This is a genomic window from Acetivibrio straminisolvens JCM 21531, from assembly GCF_000521465.1.
GTDB lineage: Bacteria > Bacillota > Clostridia > Acetivibrionales > Acetivibrionaceae > Hungateiclostridium > Hungateiclostridium straminisolvens.
Genome location: NZ_BAVR01000027.1, coordinates 29,236 through 48,130 on the forward strand (window position 1 = coordinate 29,236; position 18,895 = coordinate 48,130).

The 18,895-nt window shown below is 35.9% G+C and carries 18 protein-coding genes, 1 tRNA gene and 1 pseudogene; 18 read left to right on the forward strand and 2 right to left on the reverse strand.

Translation table 11 applies throughout. From position 1 onward, the window contains the following. The first annotated feature begins 176 nt into the window (after positions 1–176). From yycF to JCM21531_RS08695, 12 genes and pseudogenes are all read left to right on the forward strand, one after another. Positions 177–875, forward strand: coding sequence for a response regulator YycF (gene yycF / locus JCM21531_RS08645; RefSeq protein ID WP_038289083.1), 699 nt, complete (start codon positions 177–179; stop codon positions 873–875). A 41-nt stretch (positions 876–916) separates the two neighbouring features. After that, a complete protein-coding gene (locus tag JCM21531_RS08650) occupies positions 917–2,716 on the forward strand; it encodes an ATP-binding protein (RefSeq protein ID WP_038289084.1) in 1,800 nt (599 codons plus the stop codon). A gap of 110 nt (positions 2,717–2,826) precedes the next feature. Then, complete coding sequence (locus JCM21531_RS08655; protein WP_038289086.1) at positions 2,827–3,357, forward strand: hypothetical protein; 531 nt, start codon at positions 2,827–2,829, stop codon at positions 3,355–3,357. 209 nt (positions 3,358–3,566) lie between these two features. After that, on the forward strand, positions 3,567–4,838 hold the full coding sequence (locus tag JCM21531_RS08660; RefSeq protein WP_243467456.1) for a hypothetical protein: 1,272 nt from the start codon (positions 3,567–3,569) through the stop codon (positions 4,836–4,838). Positions 4,839–4,840: 2 nt separating this feature from the next. Continuing rightward, a complete protein-coding gene (gene yycI, locus JCM21531_RS08665) occupies positions 4,841–5,512 on the forward strand; it encodes a two-component system regulatory protein YycI (RefSeq protein WP_279379015.1) in 672 nt (223 codons plus the stop codon). Positions 5,513–5,538: 26 nt separating this feature from the next. Next, a complete protein-coding gene (locus JCM21531_RS23700) occupies positions 5,539–5,676 on the forward strand; it encodes a hypothetical protein (protein ID WP_279379016.1) in 138 nt (45 codons plus the stop codon). A gap of 121 nt (positions 5,677–5,797) precedes the next feature. Further along, positions 5,798–7,051, forward strand: coding sequence for a UDP-N-acetylglucosamine 1-carboxyvinyltransferase (murA, locus tag JCM21531_RS08670; RefSeq protein WP_038289088.1), 1,254 nt, complete (start codon positions 5,798–5,800; stop codon positions 7,049–7,051). A gap of 30 nt (positions 7,052–7,081) precedes the next feature. Continuing rightward, positions 7,082–7,873 (forward strand): MBL fold metallo-hydrolase, encoded by a 792-nt coding sequence (locus JCM21531_RS08675; RefSeq protein WP_038289089.1) that lies wholly within the window; start codon positions 7,082–7,084, stop codon positions 7,871–7,873. Between the two features lie 19 nt (positions 7,874–7,892). Next, positions 7,893–8,365 (forward strand): annotated as a pseudogene (gene rlmH / locus JCM21531_RS08680) (23S rRNA (pseudouridine(1915)-N(3))-methyltransferase RlmH). Between the two features lie 89 nt (positions 8,366–8,454). Beyond that, a complete protein-coding gene (hsdR, locus tag JCM21531_RS08685) occupies positions 8,455–10,830 on the forward strand; it encodes an EcoAI/FtnUII family type I restriction enzme subunit R (protein WP_038289090.1) in 2,376 nt (791 codons plus the stop codon). A gap of 22 nt (positions 10,831–10,852) precedes the next feature. Then, positions 10,853–12,274, forward strand: coding sequence for a type I restriction-modification system subunit M (locus JCM21531_RS08690; RefSeq protein ID WP_038289091.1), 1,422 nt, complete (start codon positions 10,853–10,855; stop codon positions 12,272–12,274). 1 nt (position 12,275) lies between these two features. Further along, on the forward strand, positions 12,276–13,592 hold the full coding sequence (locus JCM21531_RS08695; RefSeq protein ID WP_038289093.1) for a restriction endonuclease subunit S: 1,317 nt from the start codon (positions 12,276–12,278) through the stop codon (positions 13,590–13,592). Between the two features lie 128 nt (positions 13,593–13,720). Here JCM21531_RS08695 and JCM21531_RS08700 read toward each other — a convergent pair whose 3' ends face one another. Both JCM21531_RS08700 and JCM21531_RS08705 read right to left on the reverse strand, forming a co-directional pair. Continuing rightward, a complete protein-coding gene (locus JCM21531_RS08700; protein WP_131464444.1) occupies positions 13,721–14,296 on the reverse strand; it encodes a hypothetical protein in 576 nt (191 codons plus the stop codon). Beyond that, a complete protein-coding gene (locus JCM21531_RS08705; protein WP_038289095.1) occupies positions 14,286–14,528 on the reverse strand; it encodes a hypothetical protein in 243 nt (80 codons plus the stop codon). Before JCM21531_RS08705 ends, JCM21531_RS08700 begins: the two co-directional genes overlap by 11 nt. A 298-nt stretch (positions 14,529–14,826) precedes the next feature. On the opposite strand from JCM21531_RS08705, the gene JCM21531_RS08710 reads away from it, so the two are divergent. From JCM21531_RS08710 to JCM21531_RS08735, 6 genes are all read left to right on the forward strand, one after another. Beyond that, positions 14,827–15,219: a 23S rRNA (pseudouridine(1915)-N(3))-methyltransferase RlmH gene (locus JCM21531_RS08710; protein ID WP_038289096.1), complete on the forward strand. Its 393-nt coding sequence runs from the start codon at positions 14,827–14,829 to the stop codon at positions 15,217–15,219. A gap of 188 nt (positions 15,220–15,407) precedes the next feature. Beyond that, positions 15,408–16,163, forward strand: coding sequence for a YdcF family protein (locus JCM21531_RS08715; protein WP_038289098.1), 756 nt, complete (start codon positions 15,408–15,410; stop codon positions 16,161–16,163). A gap of 123 nt (positions 16,164–16,286) precedes the next feature. Beyond that, entirely contained in the window at positions 16,287–16,763 is a 477-nt protein-coding gene (locus JCM21531_RS08720; protein ID WP_038289100.1) for an FMN-binding protein, read from the forward strand. A 121-nt stretch (positions 16,764–16,884) separates the two neighbouring features. Beyond that, on the forward strand, positions 16,885–17,571 hold the full coding sequence (locus JCM21531_RS08725; protein ID WP_038289101.1) for a hypothetical protein: 687 nt from the start codon (positions 16,885–16,887) through the stop codon (positions 17,569–17,571). Between the two features lie 307 nt (positions 17,572–17,878). Next, a complete protein-coding gene (locus JCM21531_RS23705; protein WP_279379017.1) occupies positions 17,879–18,004 on the forward strand; it encodes a hypothetical protein in 126 nt (41 codons plus the stop codon). 288 nt (positions 18,005–18,292) lie between these two features. Beyond that, positions 18,293–18,384: transfer RNA gene (locus tag JCM21531_RS08735), tRNA-Ser, on the forward strand. The last annotated feature ends 511 nt before the right edge of the window (positions 18,385–18,895 follow it).

Genomic DNA, 18,895 nt, shown 5'->3' on the forward strand with positions numbered 1-18,895 from the left:
TATAATTTGTGTAATATTTTATAATATTTGAGGAAAAACAGGTTACAGGATATAAAAATTCAATTAATTGGGGGTATTGTCGTAAAATATATGTTCTTATTTTCGTTTTTAATGTTATAATGGAAGGTATGGTAGCTATAAAATCATTTATTCATAAAAGAAAGGAAGTGTGTTTTGTGAGCGCAAAAATCCTTGTTGTTGATGACGAAAAGAATATAGTTGATATCCTTAAATTTAATTTGACAAAAGAGGGTTTTTCCACGGTTGAGGCAAATGATGGCGAGCAGGCCATCGAACTTGCTTTAAGTGAAAAACCGGACCTAATACTTTTAGATATAATGCTTCCTAAAATGGACGGCTTTACTGTTTGCCGCAAATTGAGGGAAAGCGTATCTACTCCGATAATAATGATTACAGCAAAAGAAGAAGAAGTTGACAAGGTATTGGGCTTGGAGCTTGGAGCGGATGATTATATAACAAAGCCTTTCAGCACCAGGGAGCTGATGGCCAGGGTAAAGGCAAACCTAAGAAGAGTTGCTTCATCTGCGGAGGCTCAAAAGAAGCAAGCTAACTGTTTGAAGTTTGGAGAACTGGAAATAGATATTGAACATTATGAAGTAAGAAGGAACAATGAGGTAATTGAACTTACACTAAGAGAGTTTGAACTTGTTAAATTTCTGGCATTGCAGCAGGGACAGATATTTTCAAGGGAAAGCCTTTTGGAAAAGGTTTGGGGTTATGAGTACTACGGAGATGTCCGTACAGTGGATGTTACAGTAAGAAGAGTTAGAGAAAAAATTGAGAAGGATCCGAGCAATCCCTATTACATTATGACAAAAAGGGGAGTAGGATATTACTTTAACAAAATAAGTTAAAGTACAAAAAATGAGAAAATTTTGACTGTGCGAGGATGGGTATGGTTTTGAAGCGTTTGCAGTTTCTAAGGAGCCTTCAGTGGAGACTTGTGACAATTTTCATACTTTTGGCATTGGTGTTGGCAGTTTCGGCAAGTGTATCATTAAACTATTTTGTTGAATTGTTCTTTTATGATACATTTAAAGCAGGGATTGAGAATGGTTTTGAATATTGGGGTATTGATGAGAAAGATGAGCCGACAAAAGATCAAATTGTTTCGTACCTTACTGCCAATAACAAGGCGAACGCAATGTCCCTGTTTTTTATAAACAATTTCAGGACATTTACCATAATTGACAAAAACACCAATGAGATAATATATACTGATGTAAAAATGCCCTATAGGGAAACACTGAGGGAGGATATTATACAGTCAAGGAACTATCTTGCCGCATTGGCGGGGGATAAAGGAGATAAAGGAAAGTTAATAAGAATTGGAGATAAGGCCTTTTTTGATTATGCAAGGCGAATTGGCAATACGGATTATATTTTATACTTCAGATATGACCGGGAAGAATGGGCCGGAGCAATAGAGGCCTTTAATGATATAATAAAGCTGAGCTTTCTTATTGCGGTTATATTATCATTGATTTTCGGGTATGCTTTGTCAAAAACTATAACCGTTCCGATTGTCAATCTCATGCATAAAGCCAGGGAAATGGCGGCAGGAGATTTCGGACAGGTTATGGAGGTAAAATCCGACGATGAAATAGGAAAGCTTACGAAAGCTTTTAATTTTATGAGCAAGGAGCTTAAAAATACTTTAAATCAAATTTCCAGGGAAAAAAGCAAGATAGAGACTATTCTCAATTATATGACTGACGGTATAATTGCATTTAATATAAACGGAGAAGTAATTCATATAAATCCGGTGGCGAAAGCAATATTGGAGATTGATAAATTTGATTTTGATTTCAACGAATTTTCAAAGAGATATAATCTCGATGTTTCGATAGAAGAGGTTAAGTACCTTGAAATATACAATGCAAAAGAAGCCAGCATTAATATTGGAGAAAAATATGTCAAAATATATTTTGCTCTTTTTACTGACGAGGAAAATAATGCCGACGGTATAATTGCCGTGCTTCACGATATAACCGAACAGCAAAAGCTCGAGAACATGCGCAAAGAATTTGTTGCAAATGTGTCCCATGAACTGAGGACTCCTTTGACATCAATTAAGAGCTATGCAGAAACATTGCTGGACGGAGCTTTGGAAGAGAAGGAAATTGCGGAGAAATTCCTGGGAGTTATTAACTCGGAAGCCGACAGAATGACAAGACTTGTAAAAGATCTTCTTCAGCTTTCAAGGCTCGATAACAATCAAATGAAATGGGACATGCAGAAGATATCTTTTGAAGCCTTGGTAAAGAACTGCATAGAGAAGGTTAAGTTTGAGTCGACAGAGAAAAATCAAATACTGGAGTGCTTTACCATTGGTGAGATAATGGAGATTTTTGCCGACAGGGACCGCATTGAGCAGGTGGTTTTGAATATCCTTACCAATGCCATAAAGTATACTCCCGAAGGCGGTAAAATTACAGTTTATATTGGAAAGATGTACAGCGATGTTTATGTTAAGGTGATTGACTCAGGGATAGGAATTCCCAAGGAGGATATTGAGAGAATATTTGAAAGGTTTTACAGGACCGACAAGGCACGTTCGAGGGAAATGGGCGGTACGGGCCTTGGGCTTGCAATTGCAAAAGAAATCGTAGAGGCTCATAAAGGCACGATATCTGTCGCAAGTGAGCTGGGAAAGGGAACAGAGGTTACTGTAAAGCTGCCGGCATGTAATTGAATCTTAAATACAGTGTAATATTTTTGTAACAGTTATATAGTATAATTAAATTAGTATTAGGGGGGATAAAGTTTAATTTTGTCTTTATTTCTCTATTATGAGGTGTTTTTATGAAAAAAAAGATATTTGCGCTGTTTTTGATAGTTGTATTTTCAATAGGTATGTGCATGACGGTATTTGCCGACGAGAAAATTGATTTGATATCCGATAAAAAGACTGAGGATACAAAACAATTTCTTGTTACAATTACCCGTCCCGAAGGTGATGAAACTACCTTTAAAGAATCTTATGTAATTTGCGGCAATTCAGACAAACAGAATATAACAGTTAAACTTCTTATGTATAATGAAAAGACAGAACAGTTTGAGCCTTACATGAATCTAGATGGAGAAGATACTTGGACGATAGGAGCTTCGGGGTTCTTTATGAAAGAGATTGAGCTTCCGAAGAAAGGAGCAAACAAGGTAAGAATTGTGGCATACCAAGGAACGGCAAAGATGGACAAAGCGGAATTGGTTTTAGGAGAGAATTTGCAGGTAAACACATTTACCGTTACCTTACTGGACAGAAGTATCAGAGATGCAATTAAGAACGGATTTCTTAGAATTACAGATATGTTGGATAATTTATTCGGAGCATAAAGGTCTGGGATTTGAATGAAATGGTTTGGCCGTGAAAGAGTAAAGTTGTACATACTATTATTGTTGGTAATGACAAGTTTTATACAGGTAGGTATCCTTTGGTATTATCAAAATCGAGGAGTGCCTACTAATTTTTATGGGGATTTTTTTACAATGCACACAGCGAAACCGAGTATGACATCGGAGATGCTTTTAAGCCTTATAGAGTTGTGGTTTCCGAAGGATTTGAGAATCCCCATTGGGTGATTAAGGAAAATCATGAATATTATAAGCCGTTGTGGAATGATGCGAAAGCCTACATAAAATATCTTTTAACCGATAAAAGTGTCACATCCAAAGGGGAATACGGCAGGGAATTTTGGGGTGATGTGGTTTTAAAGAAATCTTTCGTCTTTGAGTTTAAGACCTGCATAAACTCTGAGCTTCTGGCGGCATTTCTTAATGAAAGCTGGGTATCGGGATTCAAATCCGAAGGTATCTATAAAATGGCAATCCTTCCATCGGAAAATATAAACAAGAATCTTACAATATATGTATTTGACGGTGACAAGGTAAATAAATATGTGGTTCCTTTTGTGACGAAGGGTTTGTCAATAAAAGACTATGACGATATTATTGCCAATCTCTACAAACAAGATATTGATGAGTACGGCGTTATAAAAGAATACGTGACAAACTATGTATATCAATATCTTAGCCCGGATGTTTTGATAGTTGCCCAGGGGCCAAAATTCAGAAATTACAAGAATCTTATTTGTGAGGTGCCTCAAAAAATAAGAGATATCCAGCCAAACAGCAGTCAGGACCTTAATGATATAGCCAAAACCGTCCTTGGAGAGAATGAGGATGATTACATAAGAAGTATTGATGTTTACAACAATACAATTGTGTTCCAAAATTTAAGCAGTATGTACAGAATTTACAAGGATGGCCTCTTGGAGTATAAATATCTCCATACAATTAACAACTACGAAAAAGGCAGTAAAGTTGAAGCTTTAAAGAGAGCGTTGGAGTTTATTAACCGCAGAGATAAGCTGGCGCCGGGTGTGGATATTTACTTATCGGGAATTGTGGAACACAGCAATTATTATACCTTTACTTTTGACTATAAATGCAATGATATAGCGGTTTCGTTTAATGAATATACGGTAAACAACAAGGATAAAAATAAACTGAACCATGCCATAACAGTGGATGTCAACAGCCAGAGGGTTTTGAGCTGCTACTGGATACTAAAAGAGTTTAAGTTGGGTAAGGACAACTTGATGCTGAATGTCAAGTTTGAAAGCCTGTTTGATGATATATTCACCCTGTATCAGGATATAAGCATAAAGGATTTTTCTGTAAAGGATATAAATATGTCATATGAGGTTAAATTCAGCATAAACAGTCAGAGTTTAGAGCCTGTCTGGATAGTTGAGACAATTGAGGGCAAACGGTATGTTGTACCAATGCAAAGGAAACCTCCGGAGGGAAAATAGATATGGACTGGGCTAGAGCAAAGAATATTTTTATAGTGCTGTTTTTTCTTTTGAATATTTTTTTGAGTATTATTCTTATATATACGTTAGATAGCGACAGCATCTCAAAGGATACGATTGATGATGCCCGGCAGGCGCTGGCGGAAAGAGGAGTCGCCATAACCTGCGAAATTCCGCATTTTAACGGAAGTATTGGAACACTAACTTATGACGACACAAGCTTTAACAGAGAAATTATAGTTAGGAATTTGACGGGAAGTAAGCAAAATGGGGAAAGTATACTGAGCACCCTTGATATAAAGGATGAAAGCAAAGAACTGATTTTTCCGGACGAGTATTCTTTTGCTTTTAGGGACAGTAACCCCGAAGGCCTTTCTGCGGGTTTAAAAACTGCAGAAGGCGTGCTGAGTTTTGTGTCTAATGTGCTTAGAGGGACGGGAATACCGGTGACGGATTATCATTTGGACATAATTGAAGAAAAAGAGGGGCAAAAAACTTATATTTTCAAGCAGAAATATAAGAACTTCTGGATTCATGAAAACTATATTGTTGTGGAGCTTGGCGATAAGGGTGTTACATATATCGAATTAAGATACCGGAAGATAGACAGCATAATTAACGGCAAAAAGGTCATGCCTGTGTACCAAGTACTTATACGGCACTATGATCGATAAAGAATATTACTATTACCAAAATTGATTTGGGTTTTAAAGAGCATAAAATGGATGACGGCAGCAGGGAGCTGGATGATATTCCTGTTTGGCGTATTGAGTATAAAGATAAAGGAGAGAGACAAAATAAGTTTTTTAAGGTATATGACGGAACGGAAATAGAATAAAAGTAAGGATAAAATAAATTATTAAAATTTATAGTATGCAAACAATGTAATTTAGTAGTATAATTGACTAGTAAGCTATAGAATTAGAAATTGATACAGTATACGGGTGGGGGCGTATTGGTTGGAAAAGTTTGTTATTGCGGGAGGAAGACCTCTTGAAGGTGAGGTCAGCATAAGCGGAGCGAAAAATTCTGTCGTTGCGGTTATTCCTGCGGCCATATTGGTCGACGGACAGTGCACGATAGAGAATATTCCAAACATCAGCGATGTAAAAACACTTATAAATATATTAAAAGACTTGGGAGCAGAGATTAATTTCGAAAACAACGATACTCTTTCAATAAATTCTCAGTATATAAAGTCCTACACTGCTACATATGACATGGTGAAAAGTTTAAGGGCTTCCTACTACTTGATGGGAGCACTTTTGGGCAGGTTTAAAAAAGCAGAGGTTTCGCTTCCGGGAGGATGCGATTTTGGATTTAGACCGATAGATCAGCATATTAAAGGATTTGAGGCATTAGGGGCAAAGGTTAATATAGATCACGGTGTTGTAAAGCTCGAAGCCGAAAAGTTGGTGGGCTGTCAGATATATATGGACGTGGTAAGCGTCGGGGCTACAATTAATATAATGCTCGCAGCTGTAAAAGCTGAGGGAACGACAATTATTGAGAATGCCTCTAAAGAGCCGCATGTTGTTGATGTGGCAAACTTCCTAAATGCGATGGGAGCCAACATAAAAGGTGCGGGAACCGATGTTATAAAGATAAAAGGTGTTGACGGTTTGCCGGGAGGAGCGTGCCATTCAATAATTCCCGACATGATAGAGGCCGGAACATTTATGGTTGCTGCAGCTGCCACCAGAGGAGATGTGACTGTCAGAAATATAATACCGAGACATATTGAGTCATTGAGCGCAAAGCTTGTTGAAATGAATGTAAAGATTCAGGAAGGCGGAGACTATGTAAGGGTTATAGGTGCTGATGAAATAGAAAAGGCAAATATTAAAACCCTCCCTTATCCGGGATTTCCAACCGATCTGCATCCGCCGACATCGGTTTTGCTTTGCCTGGCTAACGGAACAAGCACTGTAACCGAAGGAATTTGGGATTCGAGGTTTCAGTATGTGGATGAGTTAAAAAGAATGGGAGCAAAGATAAAGGTTGAGGGCAGAATGGCGGTTGTTGAAGGAGTTCCGAAGCTTACGGGTGCCCCGGTAAGGGCTACGGATTTGAGGGCAGGGGCTGCCATGGTAATAGCTGGACTTGTTGCAGAAGGTGTGACTGAGGTGTATAATATAAAGTACATAGATCGAGGTTATGAGAACCTTGAAGTAAAGCTAAAGAGTCTTGGTGCACAGATAACAAGAAAATAGCAGAGCGAACTAATAGTTAGGAGATTACAAATGATTAGATTTTGCAGCTTGTACAGCGGAAGCAGCGGCAACGCAGTTTTTCTGGCGGCCGGTAAGACTAAAATTTTGATTGATGCGGGACTTAGCGGTAAAAAAATTACAGAAGCGCTTGTTTCAATTGGCGAAAAGCCCACGGAATTAAGCGCTATTTTAGTGTCCCATGAACACAGTGACCATATTAGAGGTGCAGGCATAATTTCAAGAAAGTATGCCATTCCGATATATGCAAACGAAAATACATGGTCGGCTATGGAAAATCTCATAGGCCCTGTAAGTGTCAAGAACAAAATGTATTTTAACACGGGAAGAGAATTTGAAATAGGAAATGTGATTGTAAACCCCTTTCCCATACCCCATGATGCAGCGGAACCGGTGGGTTTTAACTTTTTTGTGGACAACAACAAGATTACAACAGCTACCGACATTGGACATATGAATAAAGAGCTTCTGGAATGTATTGAAGGAAGCGACCTTTTGCTTATAGAATCAAACCACGACATAGAAATGTTAAAGGTAGGGCCATACCCATGGCACCTCAAGAAGAGAATACTGGGGGATAGAGGGCATCTGTCCAATGAAATGGCAGGCAAGGTGGTGGCACATCTTGCTGAGAAGGGAACCAGGTGTTTTTTGTTGGGGCACTTAAGCAAGGAGAACAATTTCCCCGAGCTGGCTTATGAGACTGTGCGCAACATACTGAAAGAGAAGAATATAGATATAGAAAGGGATATAAGGCTTTCTGTAGCTTTAAGGGACAGAGCCGGCAAGGTAGTGGAAATTTGAAGCGGAGTAGCGTGAAGGCATGAAAATCACAATAATTGCAGTGGGAAAGATAAAGGAAAAGTATTTAAGAGAGGGTATAAACGAGTACAGCAAAAGGCTTTCCAGGTTTTGCAGCCTGGAAATAATTGAAGTTGATGACGAGCAGGCACCGGATAACCTTAGCAGCATGCAGGAGGAACAGGTTAAAAAGCGCGAGGCCGAAAGGATTGTTAAGAGGCTGAAAGAAGGCTCCACTCTTATTGTCTTGGACGTTGCGGCAGCAAACTGAGTTCTGAGGAATTGGCCCGCAAGATAGAGACATTTTTCATTTCAGGCAAATCCCATATCACTTTTGTAATCGGAGGGTCTTTGGGGATAGACAAAGAGCTTCTTAATATGGCTCATTTTAGGCTTTCCCTTTCGAATATGACATTTCCGCATCAGTTAACAAGACTGATACTTCTTGAACAGTTGTATAGAATGTTTAAAATTACCGGCTCAATAAAACAATAGAATATCTAATTCTCGGACATTTGTGATAAAATATTAATAAGTGAGACATCCATGATTCGGATTTAAGAATTGGGAATGGGGTGGTATTGGTGAATAAAAAAGATTTGTCTGAAAGAGATATATGCTCTAAATACATAACCCCCTCTTTGATAAATGCAGGATGGGATTTGGAAAGACAAATTAGGGAAGAAGTAACCTTTACTGACGGAAGAATTATAGTTAGAAAGAAAATGGTTACAAGAGGAGAGAGAAAAAGAGCGGACTATATACTGTATTATAAGTCAAATCTACCTCTTGCTGTTATAGAGGCAAAAGATAATAAGCATTTCGTTGGAGCCGGTATGCAGCAGGCATTGGAATATGCCCGGATACTGGATATTCCTTTTGTGTATTCGAGCAACGGAGATGCATTTTTAGAACATGACAGAACTATTCAAGAAGGTAAAAAAGAAAGAGAGATACCCCTTGACCAATTCCCGTTTCCGGAACAGCTTTGGGAAAGATATAAAAAAGCAAAAGGATTTAATCAAGAGGAAGAAGAAATTGTCACACAGGAATACTATTTTGAACAAGACGGAAAAACTCCAAGATATTATCAGCGTATTGCCATAAATAGAACGATAGAGGCCATTGCAAAAGGACAGAAACGTATTTTGCTTGTCATGGCTACCGGTACGGGGAAAACTTATACAGCCTTTCAAATAATCTATAGGCTTTGGAAGTCCAGAGCGAAAAAGAGAATTTTGTTTCTGGCCGATAGGAATATACTGGTAGACCAGACTATGGCCAATGATTTTAAATATTTTGGCGATAAAATGACCAAAATCACCAATAGAAAAATAGATAAAGCCCATGAAATATATCTGGCTCTGTATCAAGGAATTTCAGGTACAGAGGAGTTTAAAAACGTTTACAAGCAATTTTCCCAGGACTTCTTTGATTTAGTCATCATTGATGAGTGCCACAGGGGAAGTGCCAAAGAAGATTCTGCATGGAGAGAAATATTGGAATACTTTCATCCGGCTACTCAAATAGGGCTTACGGCCACTCCAAAGGAAACAAAGGATGTTTCTAATATAGAATACTTCGGTGAACCTATTTACACCTATTCATTAAAACAGGGGATCGAAGACGGTTTTCTTGCTCCATACAAGGTAATCAGAGTATTGCTGGACAGAGATGCTGAAGGGTATAGGCCGGAGAAAGGAAAGAGGGACAAGTACGGATTTGAAATTGAAGATAGAGAATACAATATAAAGGACTATGACAAAAACTTAGTTCTTGAAAAGAGAACAGAGGCTGTTGCCAAAAAAGTATCGGATTATCTTAAGAATAACAATTCAAGGTTTGCAAAGTCCATATTCTTCTGTGTAGACATTGAGCATGCCGAAAGAATGAGGCAGGCACTTGTCAATGAAAATTCAGACTTGGTAGTGGAGAATTCCAAATATGTTATGAGAATCACTGGGGATAACGAAGAAGGCAAGGCGGAATTGGACAACTTTATAGACCCTGCAAGTAAATACCCCGTTTTAGTTACAACCAGCAAGTTAATGACTACAGGCGTAGACGCCCAGACTTGTCAGTTTATAATTTTAGATGCTAATATAAATAGTATGATTGAATTCAAGCAGATTATTGGGAGAGGCACAAGAATAAGAGAGGATTACGGAAAGCAATATTTTACCATCATTGACTTTAGAGGGGTTACCAAATTATTTGCAGATCCGGACTTTGATGGAGACCCTGTGATTGTTAAAACTACTAATGGAGATATTCCTGTTGAAGAGGATGAAGAGGTTTCAGGCGGTGAAGGGGAATTCGAGGGAGAACACGAACCTGAAACAGGCAATGGAGAAGGTTTTCCTCCGGAAATTCCGGGCGGGGGGAGTATTAGTGAAACTCCGGCCAAGTACTATGTAAATGATGTTCCTGTAAAAGTAATACATGAAAGAGTTTATTACTATGACAAAGATGGTAAGCTAATAACCGAAACACTGATGGCTTATACCAAGAAAAACATTAGAAATGAATTTAAAACTTTGGATGAGTTCCTGGCAAAATGGAAAGAAACAGAGAGAAAAGAAGCCATTATAAAAGAATTGGAAGAGCGGGGAATACTTTTAGAGGAACTGAAAGATGAAGTGGGCAAAGATTTAGACCCCTTTGATTTAATTTGTCATGTAGCCTTTGATATGCCCCCTCTCACAAGGCAAGAAAGAGCAAATAATGTAAAGAAGCGAAACTACTTTACAAAGTATGGGGAAAGCGCAAGGGAGGTCTTGGAGGCACTTTTGGAAAAGTACGCTGATGAAGGAATTGAGAATATAGAAAACTTAGAAATACTTAAAGTGCCGGAGTTTAAAAAGTTCGGTTCGCCAATTGAAATAGTTAAAAGGTTTGGAGGAAAGAAGAAATATCTGGAAGCAATAAAAGAGTTACAAGAGGAAATATACACTGCTTAAGAATTAGAAAGGTGATGGATAAATGTCGATATCTGTGACTATTAAAGCTGTTCAGGATATTATGCGCCAAGATGCCGGCGTAGATGGAGATGCACAAAGGATATCACAACTTGTTTGGATGATATTTTTGAAAGTATTTGATGCAAAGGAAGAAGAATGGGAACTGATTGATGACGACTATACCCCTATTATTCCGGAAGGGTTGCGCTGGAGAGATTGGGCTGCGGATGATGAGGGTATTACAGGTGATGAACTTTTAGACTTTGTAAACAATAAACTTTTTAAAGAGCTAAAAGAAATGGAATTGGATGAAAACAGCAATCCAAGAGCTTTTATTGTAAAGGCTGTTTTTGAGGATTCTTATAATTATATGAAGTCCGGAACCCTAATGAGGCAGGTAATCAATAAATTAAATGAAATAGACTTTACAACTCAAAAGGACAGGCATCTATTTAATGATATCTATGAAAGCATATTAAGGGATTTGCAAAGTGCGGGAAATGCAGGAGAATACTATACTCCAAGGGCCGTAACTCAATTCATGGTGGACATGGTTAATCCGCAATTGGGAGAAAAGGTTTTGGACTTTGCCTGCGGGACGGGCGGATTTTTAGTATGCGCCTTAGAGCATTTGAAGAAGCAAGTAAAGAATATTGATGATGAAAAAACATTACAGGAAACAATACTGGGTATTGAAAAAAAGCCTTTACCTTATATGTTGGCAGTAACCAATTTGATTTTGCATGATATAGATAGTCCCAAAATAAGACATGATAACTCCTTGACCCGTAATGTAAGGGATTATAGGCCAATAGATAAGGTGGATATTATTGTGACTAATCCACCCTTTGGAGGTATTGAGGAAGATGGTATACAAGTAAATTTTCCGCAGCAATTTCAGACAAAGGAAACTGCTGACCTTTTTATGGTGTTATTAATGTATTTATTAAAGGATACGGGAAGAGCGGCAATTGTATTGCCTGACGGATTTCTCTTCGGTGAAGGTGTAAAGACTACAATTAAAGAGAAGTTGCTTGAGGAGTTTAATCTTCATACAATAGTGAGACTTCCTAATGGGGTATTTGCACCCTATACGGATATAAATACCAATCTTTTGTTTATGGAAAAAGGAAAATCCACGAAAGAGATTTGGTTCTTTGAGCATCCACTGCCGGAAGGATATAAGAAGTATACAAAGACAAAGCCAGTAAAATATGAAGAATTTGAACTGGAAAAACAGTGGTGGAATAACAGAGAAGAGAATGAATATGCTTGGAAGGTTGGTATTGAGGAAATAAAGAGCAGGAATTATAATCTAGATATAAAGAATCCAAATAATAAGGGAGCCGAGGTTGAATTAACTAAAGATGAAATTATAAATAGAATTGAATCAAATTTAGCGAAAGCACATGAATTACTAAATCTTATAAAAAGGAGTTTTTAGAATGAGTTGGAAAGAAGTTACAATAGGCTCCTTTTTGAAAGAAAGACCTGACAAAATAAAGCCTGATCAAGCAAATTCTTTAGGCCTAAAGCGAATTGAAAAGATAGATTTTTCGGGTAATATATATCTTTTAGAGAATACGAGCACAAAAACCAATATGATTATAGTTAAACCGGGAGATTTGGTAATATCAGGGATTAATGTTGCAAAAGGAGCATTGGCAGTATATGAAGGAACAGAAGATGTATTGGCTACAATACATTATTCTTCTTACGAATTTGATAAATCTATTATTGATATTGAATATTTAAAATGGTTTCTTACAAGTAATAAATTTATGAATGTTTTAAAGGAACAAGTTGGAGGGGGAATAAAAACAGAATTAAAACCAAAGAAGTTTCTGCCTCTAAAAATTAAGTTGCCTGATATTAATTTGCAAACAGAAATAGCAAAAAGAATTAATAATGTTTCTAATGAAATTGAATTACTAAAAGTAACAAATGAAAAAAATTATGAATTGATATCAAAACTTCGCCAAGCTATTCTTCAAGAAGCTGTACAGGGTAAACTCGTACCACAAGACCCTAATGATGAGCCAGCAAATGTTCTTTTAGAAAAAATAAAAGAAGAAAAAGAAAGGTTGATAAAGAAAGGCAAGATCAATAAAGAAAAGCCTCTGCCACCTATTACAGGAGATGAGATTCCCTATGAATTACCTAAGGGGTGGGAGTGGGTTAGATTGGGATGTATCGTAAATGTGAAATCAAGTAAGAGAATTTATGAGAGTGACTATAAAGCTTCTGGAATACCTTTTTTTCGTTCTAAAGAAATTGGAGAATTATCTCAAGGTAAGAATATTAGCTCAGAATATTATATATCTATTGATAAGTATAAAGAAATAAAGGATAAATATGGAACTCCTTTGAAAGGAGACTTATTATTAACCTCTGTGGGAAGTATCGGTAACACATGGATTTCTGATGGGAGAGAATTTTACTATAAAGATGGTAATGTAACTCAAATCGACAATAACAAGTTTTTAGATATGAAATATATTCAAAATTTCATAAAAAGCCCGTTATTTTTTAAGCAGGTAAACAGTTCTGTTTCCGGTACTGCTTATAATGCGCTTACAATCATAAAAATTAAAAACCTTATTTTTCCTTTGCCTCCGCTAAATGAGCAAAAACGCATTGTAGAAAAAGTAGATCATTTAATGGACTTGTGTGATAAACTAGAAAAGAACATTGAAGAGTCTAAAAAAGACAGCGAACTTTTAATGCAATCTGTTTTACATGAAGCATTTAACGAAGTATAACAAAAAGACTTTCAGGTTAATCTGAAAGTCTCCTTTTCACAGCATAACTAAATGCAAAATATTAGTGAGCCTACATTAAAAAAGTATACTTTTGCACACTTTTACTTAAACAATCTAACTAGGGTTATTTAGTCAAATAACCTTAAATACATTGGAATACAATCCTCAGTATATTCGCTGTATAAAGGGATATATTTTTCTAAAGTTTCAAAACCATTTCTCTTGTAAAATTTAAATCCCTCTTTTGTAGAATATAATACTATCATTTGAATTCCTAATATATTAAGTGAATAATTATATATATCGCCAATTAAAGAACCTAAAATCATATCACTCAAAATTTTATCGCCAAATTCTTCGCTATGATATACATAATCTTGATACACCTTGCTGACTGCAAACATCTTGATTTCTATAGCAGGAAATCCACGAATTTTCAATTCATCAATAGAATTCTTTTCTTTAATATCTTTAGTTTCCGAATAAATTATAGATGTAGCTGCTAATGTATAATATGCAATTAATTTATCTTTTTTATCATTTAATACTAAATAGGTAACCCCTTTACCTGAATTCATATCATTTAAAGCATCTTCTCTAATATATCTATCGATTTCATCATTACCGCAACGAAAATCGGTCAAGATATTTAAATAATCTTCACTTAGTAAGGAGATAGTATAAGGTAATTTTTTAAGCATCATTATCCCTTATGCAACCTGTATTTTCTCTTCTAAACATTGAAGATAATTTTCTGCATTCAGATAAAAATTCAGGCTTTATGATGTTTTTTTTACTATCTTCTAAAAACTCATTTGATTTATCTTTATCAATAATAATAGCTCTATCACAAGGTCTGGTTAACAATGCCATATTGTTACCTCCTCTCCTAAATACCCCTTTAAATTGCTTGGATAATTGGAAATTCTTGTCCATATTATACCACCTCTGATTAAAACATTCAACTAATATATTATGTTTAATCAAAGGTTTTAATACATTTGATGAATAATTTTACCATATAAATTATGACACATTATTGCTACTTAACATTATTATATCATGCTGAATTACCAATATCAATTCTTATACTCATCCAATGCAAAAAAATGGTAGTTGGCTATTTGATCTTATCCTTATATCAACAATGAATATTTCTTAATACTTTTTCTAATAGTTACTAAAAAGTGATATAATTATTCCGATAATCTACGCTACTGATAAGGATGAGAATATGAAAATTAGAATTATTAATACTGAGAAGATAAAAGACAAATATGTAAAAGATGCTGTGCAAGAATACACTAAGCGTTTAAGCGCATACTGCAAAATAGAATATGTAGAAACAAAAAATCCGGCAAAAGAAATATCCGATAAAACGTATGTGATTAAACTTAATAAAAACGGTGAACAACTTTCCTCAGAACAATTGGCGGAAAAAATTGAGCAGTTGGGAGTAAGCAGTAAAAGTCATATTACTATATTTTTAGGCGACGATGATATTGAAGCTGACTTTGAATTATCCATTTCTAAAATGGATATTGATATAAACATATTATTGATAATTATATGTGAGCAGATTTACAGGGCTTACCGTATTATCAACAATGCTCCATATCACAAATAAAGCGGTGCCTCAAGACTAAATGTTATATCATCATAACATGGTATCACACATTTTTTGAATATGATATAATAGAAAGTACAGCAAATGATAACAGGATAATTTTCCTGTTATTTTTTAGTCATGTATTCGGCAATGTATGATGAGCTATATACAAATAAACAGGCCGAGATTGAAAGAGGTTGGATATAATGCTGTATCTGGTTAAATTCTTTTATCAGACTTTTTTGCTCCCTCCGGGGTGTATAATTTTACTGCTGGCATTAGCTTCGTTTTGGCAGTATAGAAAGAAAACCCAAAAGTATACGAAGTTTTTTGTTATCATAGCCGTAATACTTTATGTGGTTTCTACTCCTATAATATGCGATAATTTAATCTGGTCCCTGGAGGGAAAATTCAAACCGCCTTCAGAACCAAACGGTGATGTTATTATTATGCTGGGGGGAGGAGCCTATGCGGATACTCCAAATGTAAATGGAAAGGGTCATCTTTCAAGCATAGCGTCAAATAGGCTGTTGACCTGTATACAGCTTTATCATAAACTGGATGTTCCTATAATTATTTCAGGGGGACAGATTCCCGGCCACACAAATTCTGAGGCTGAAATTGCAAAGAATATTTTGCTGGGATTGGGTATTCCCGAGGAAAAGATAATTGTTGAAAATAGGAGTTTAAATACTACTCAAAATGCAATTTATACAAAGGAGCTGATTGAAAAACACGGTTTTAATGAGCCGATACTGGTAACATCGGCATTTCACATGGAAAGAGCTGTAAGGCAATTCAGAAAAAATGAGGTGAATGTCACTCCCTATCCTACCGATTTTCAAACAAACAGCATAAGAAGAGTTACTTTTATGGATTTTGTTCCGTCAGCGGAAGCCTTACAAAAGTTTTATTTTTCCGTCAAAGAGTATGTTGGAATAGTTGCTTCAAAGTGGTATTAAAGTGGTATTAATGATAAAGACAGGATTGTTAAATGGATATTAAATAATGACGATAAATATTGCTGATAATAATTATTGAACATAGAATTTATTATCAATAAAAAAATAAAAGGAGGATTTGTTATGTTAAAACGCAGAATTATAGCAGTAGGAATGGCAATAGTTGTAGCAGGATTGTTGGTAGGGTGCAACAAGACTCAGGGTACTCCAACCAATACTGCAAAACAGTATAAGGACGGCACATATTATGCCGAAGCAGATGATTTTGATCAATCAGGATGGAAGGGTACAGTAAAGATTGAAGTAAAGGACGGAAAAATTGTTTCAGCAGACTGGAACGCAATTCACAAAGATGGCGGCGATGATAAAGATACCCAGTCGAAAAATGGCGAATACAAAATGGTAGAAAGAGGCGGTGCTAAAGCAGAATGGCATGAGCAAGCCGAAAAGGTTGAAGCCTACCTTGTAGAGACGCAGGACCCGTCAAATATAAAGTATAAGGACGAAGAAGGTCATACTGATGCAATATCCGGAGCGACAATTAAAGTAAAAGAGTTTTTCGATTTGGCAAAGAAAGCTTTAAAAGATGCAGAAAAATAGAGAAAACGCGTGCAATATTTTATAGCGGTTGAAAAGTTTCTATTTATGTTTTCGCTATAATATGTTATATTATTTATTGGACAATGATTTTAATTTTTTGTATTAAGTGGAGGGGGATCTGGTGAAAAAGTTATTAGTTTTATTGCTTTTGTTTTCTTTTCTTGTTGTAGGGTGTTCCGGTGACAGGAAGGAGAAAAAGCTTCAGGCCACTGAATTGACCGATAAGTATCAGATAGAAAGCGTGTCTGAAGAAAATACCTATGGGGATGTGCATACGGTATTTACTTATCCGGTAATAAAGGACCTGATTGACAAGAGAATTGAGGACAAGATTAATAGCACAATATCAGCAAGAATTGAAGATTACAGGAGCTTGGTCAGCGTTAGTGAGGAATTTGGACTTGAAGAAACTATGACTGTATGGTATGAAGTCCCATTCAGATCAAAAGAAAAACTTAGTATAAAATTCTATATTCAATCTCATATAAAACAAGAAGATTATACGGATATTACCATCGACACATATAATTTTGATCTGAACAGCGGTGAAGACATTCCATTGGCAGATCTATTTAAATTAAAAACATATAAAGATAAGCTGAATTCAATATTGCAGGTAAAGTTCAATGAGTTGGATGTTAAAACAAACAAACAATTTGCCGGTCTGGATGAAGATCAAGACTACTATTTGAAAGACGACAAGCTGGTAATATACTATCAGTCATTGATTTATACGGATGATGAACCCCTTGAGTTTGAAATACCTTTCGCTGATATAAGCGACATGCTCAAAGCTCCGATAAATTAATGACAATGCACAATAGGGTAAAATGAGAAATATTAAAAATATGATGACTACTTGCCTGACAAGTGGTCATCATATTTTTTACAAAGACTATATAATTTCATCAGAAAATATTTGACAATCAGGACTGCTTTCATGAAGTTGCCGTGAAAAACAACTATTCTTGAAGAGAATCATAGTAATAAAATAATGAACAAATCCCACTATGATTCCGGTAAGTGATATAATACTTTCAATAAGGAATTTAAAGTCCATTATTTTAAATGAATAAACGAAAACAGCCGTTAATAGTAAAAAGCATATTGATATTTTGATAGAAGCTTTCTTGATGGAAATATCCAAGAAATGGACAGCCAACCAAGACAGAATAAAATATGACGGCATAAAAATCAGCGTTCCGATATCTGTAAACATCAAGAATTCCATATTCGAATAATCGGGATAAAAATCAAAAAGGAGTTTACCGAAAACAGCTATTGACCCAATTATCCATAATAAATAAAAGACAGTAATAAGTTTTTTCAATTTAATATCACCTCATTGTTTTCATTATAAATTTTACCATTTCATTTGTCCACATAAAGTTTTTGGAAATCTAAAATAGAGCAATGCCGATTATTATTTTGTGCAATTTTACCTCTTGCTTTTAGAATAAATCCGTGGTATACTATTTAAGCGTTAAGTAACTGCTTGTATAATTGAATAGCATAATAGCCGTATATATGGAGAGATGGCTGAGTTGGTCTAAGGCGCACGACTGGAAATCGTGTGTACGTTAATAGCGTACCGAGGGTTCGAATCCCTCTCTCTCCGCCAGTACCAAGGGTTGCAGAGTTTTATCTGTAACCTGTTTTTATATCACAATACTTTTCATGTCAAAAATATGTCACAACTTATTTTCTATGATGTTACCATATATGTCTGATGTAATTGAAATACTGCTATGGCTGAGAATTTAAGAATACGGTTTTAAGTTTTACACCTTCATGCGGCATTAAGCCGGCAGCAGTATGGCGTAGAACATGAATGCCTATAAGGTTTAAGACTTACTCTATTTAAAACAACAGAAGCAGAATTTTTTGATAATGCTCATGATTCAATATTTGTGTTATAATAGAGTTAATGCAAGAAAAAAGAAAAATAGTAATTATAATTTTATAAGGGGAGGATTTATTATGAAGAAGCAACATTTGTTGACAATAGAAAGCGAAGACGCAGAAGATTTTAATAGAAAAGTCAATGCTTTTTTGACAAGTGGTTACAAAGTAACATCAACTCATATTCGAGGAGTTTATGTGGGTACTTGTGACGAAAGTAGTATTTATCT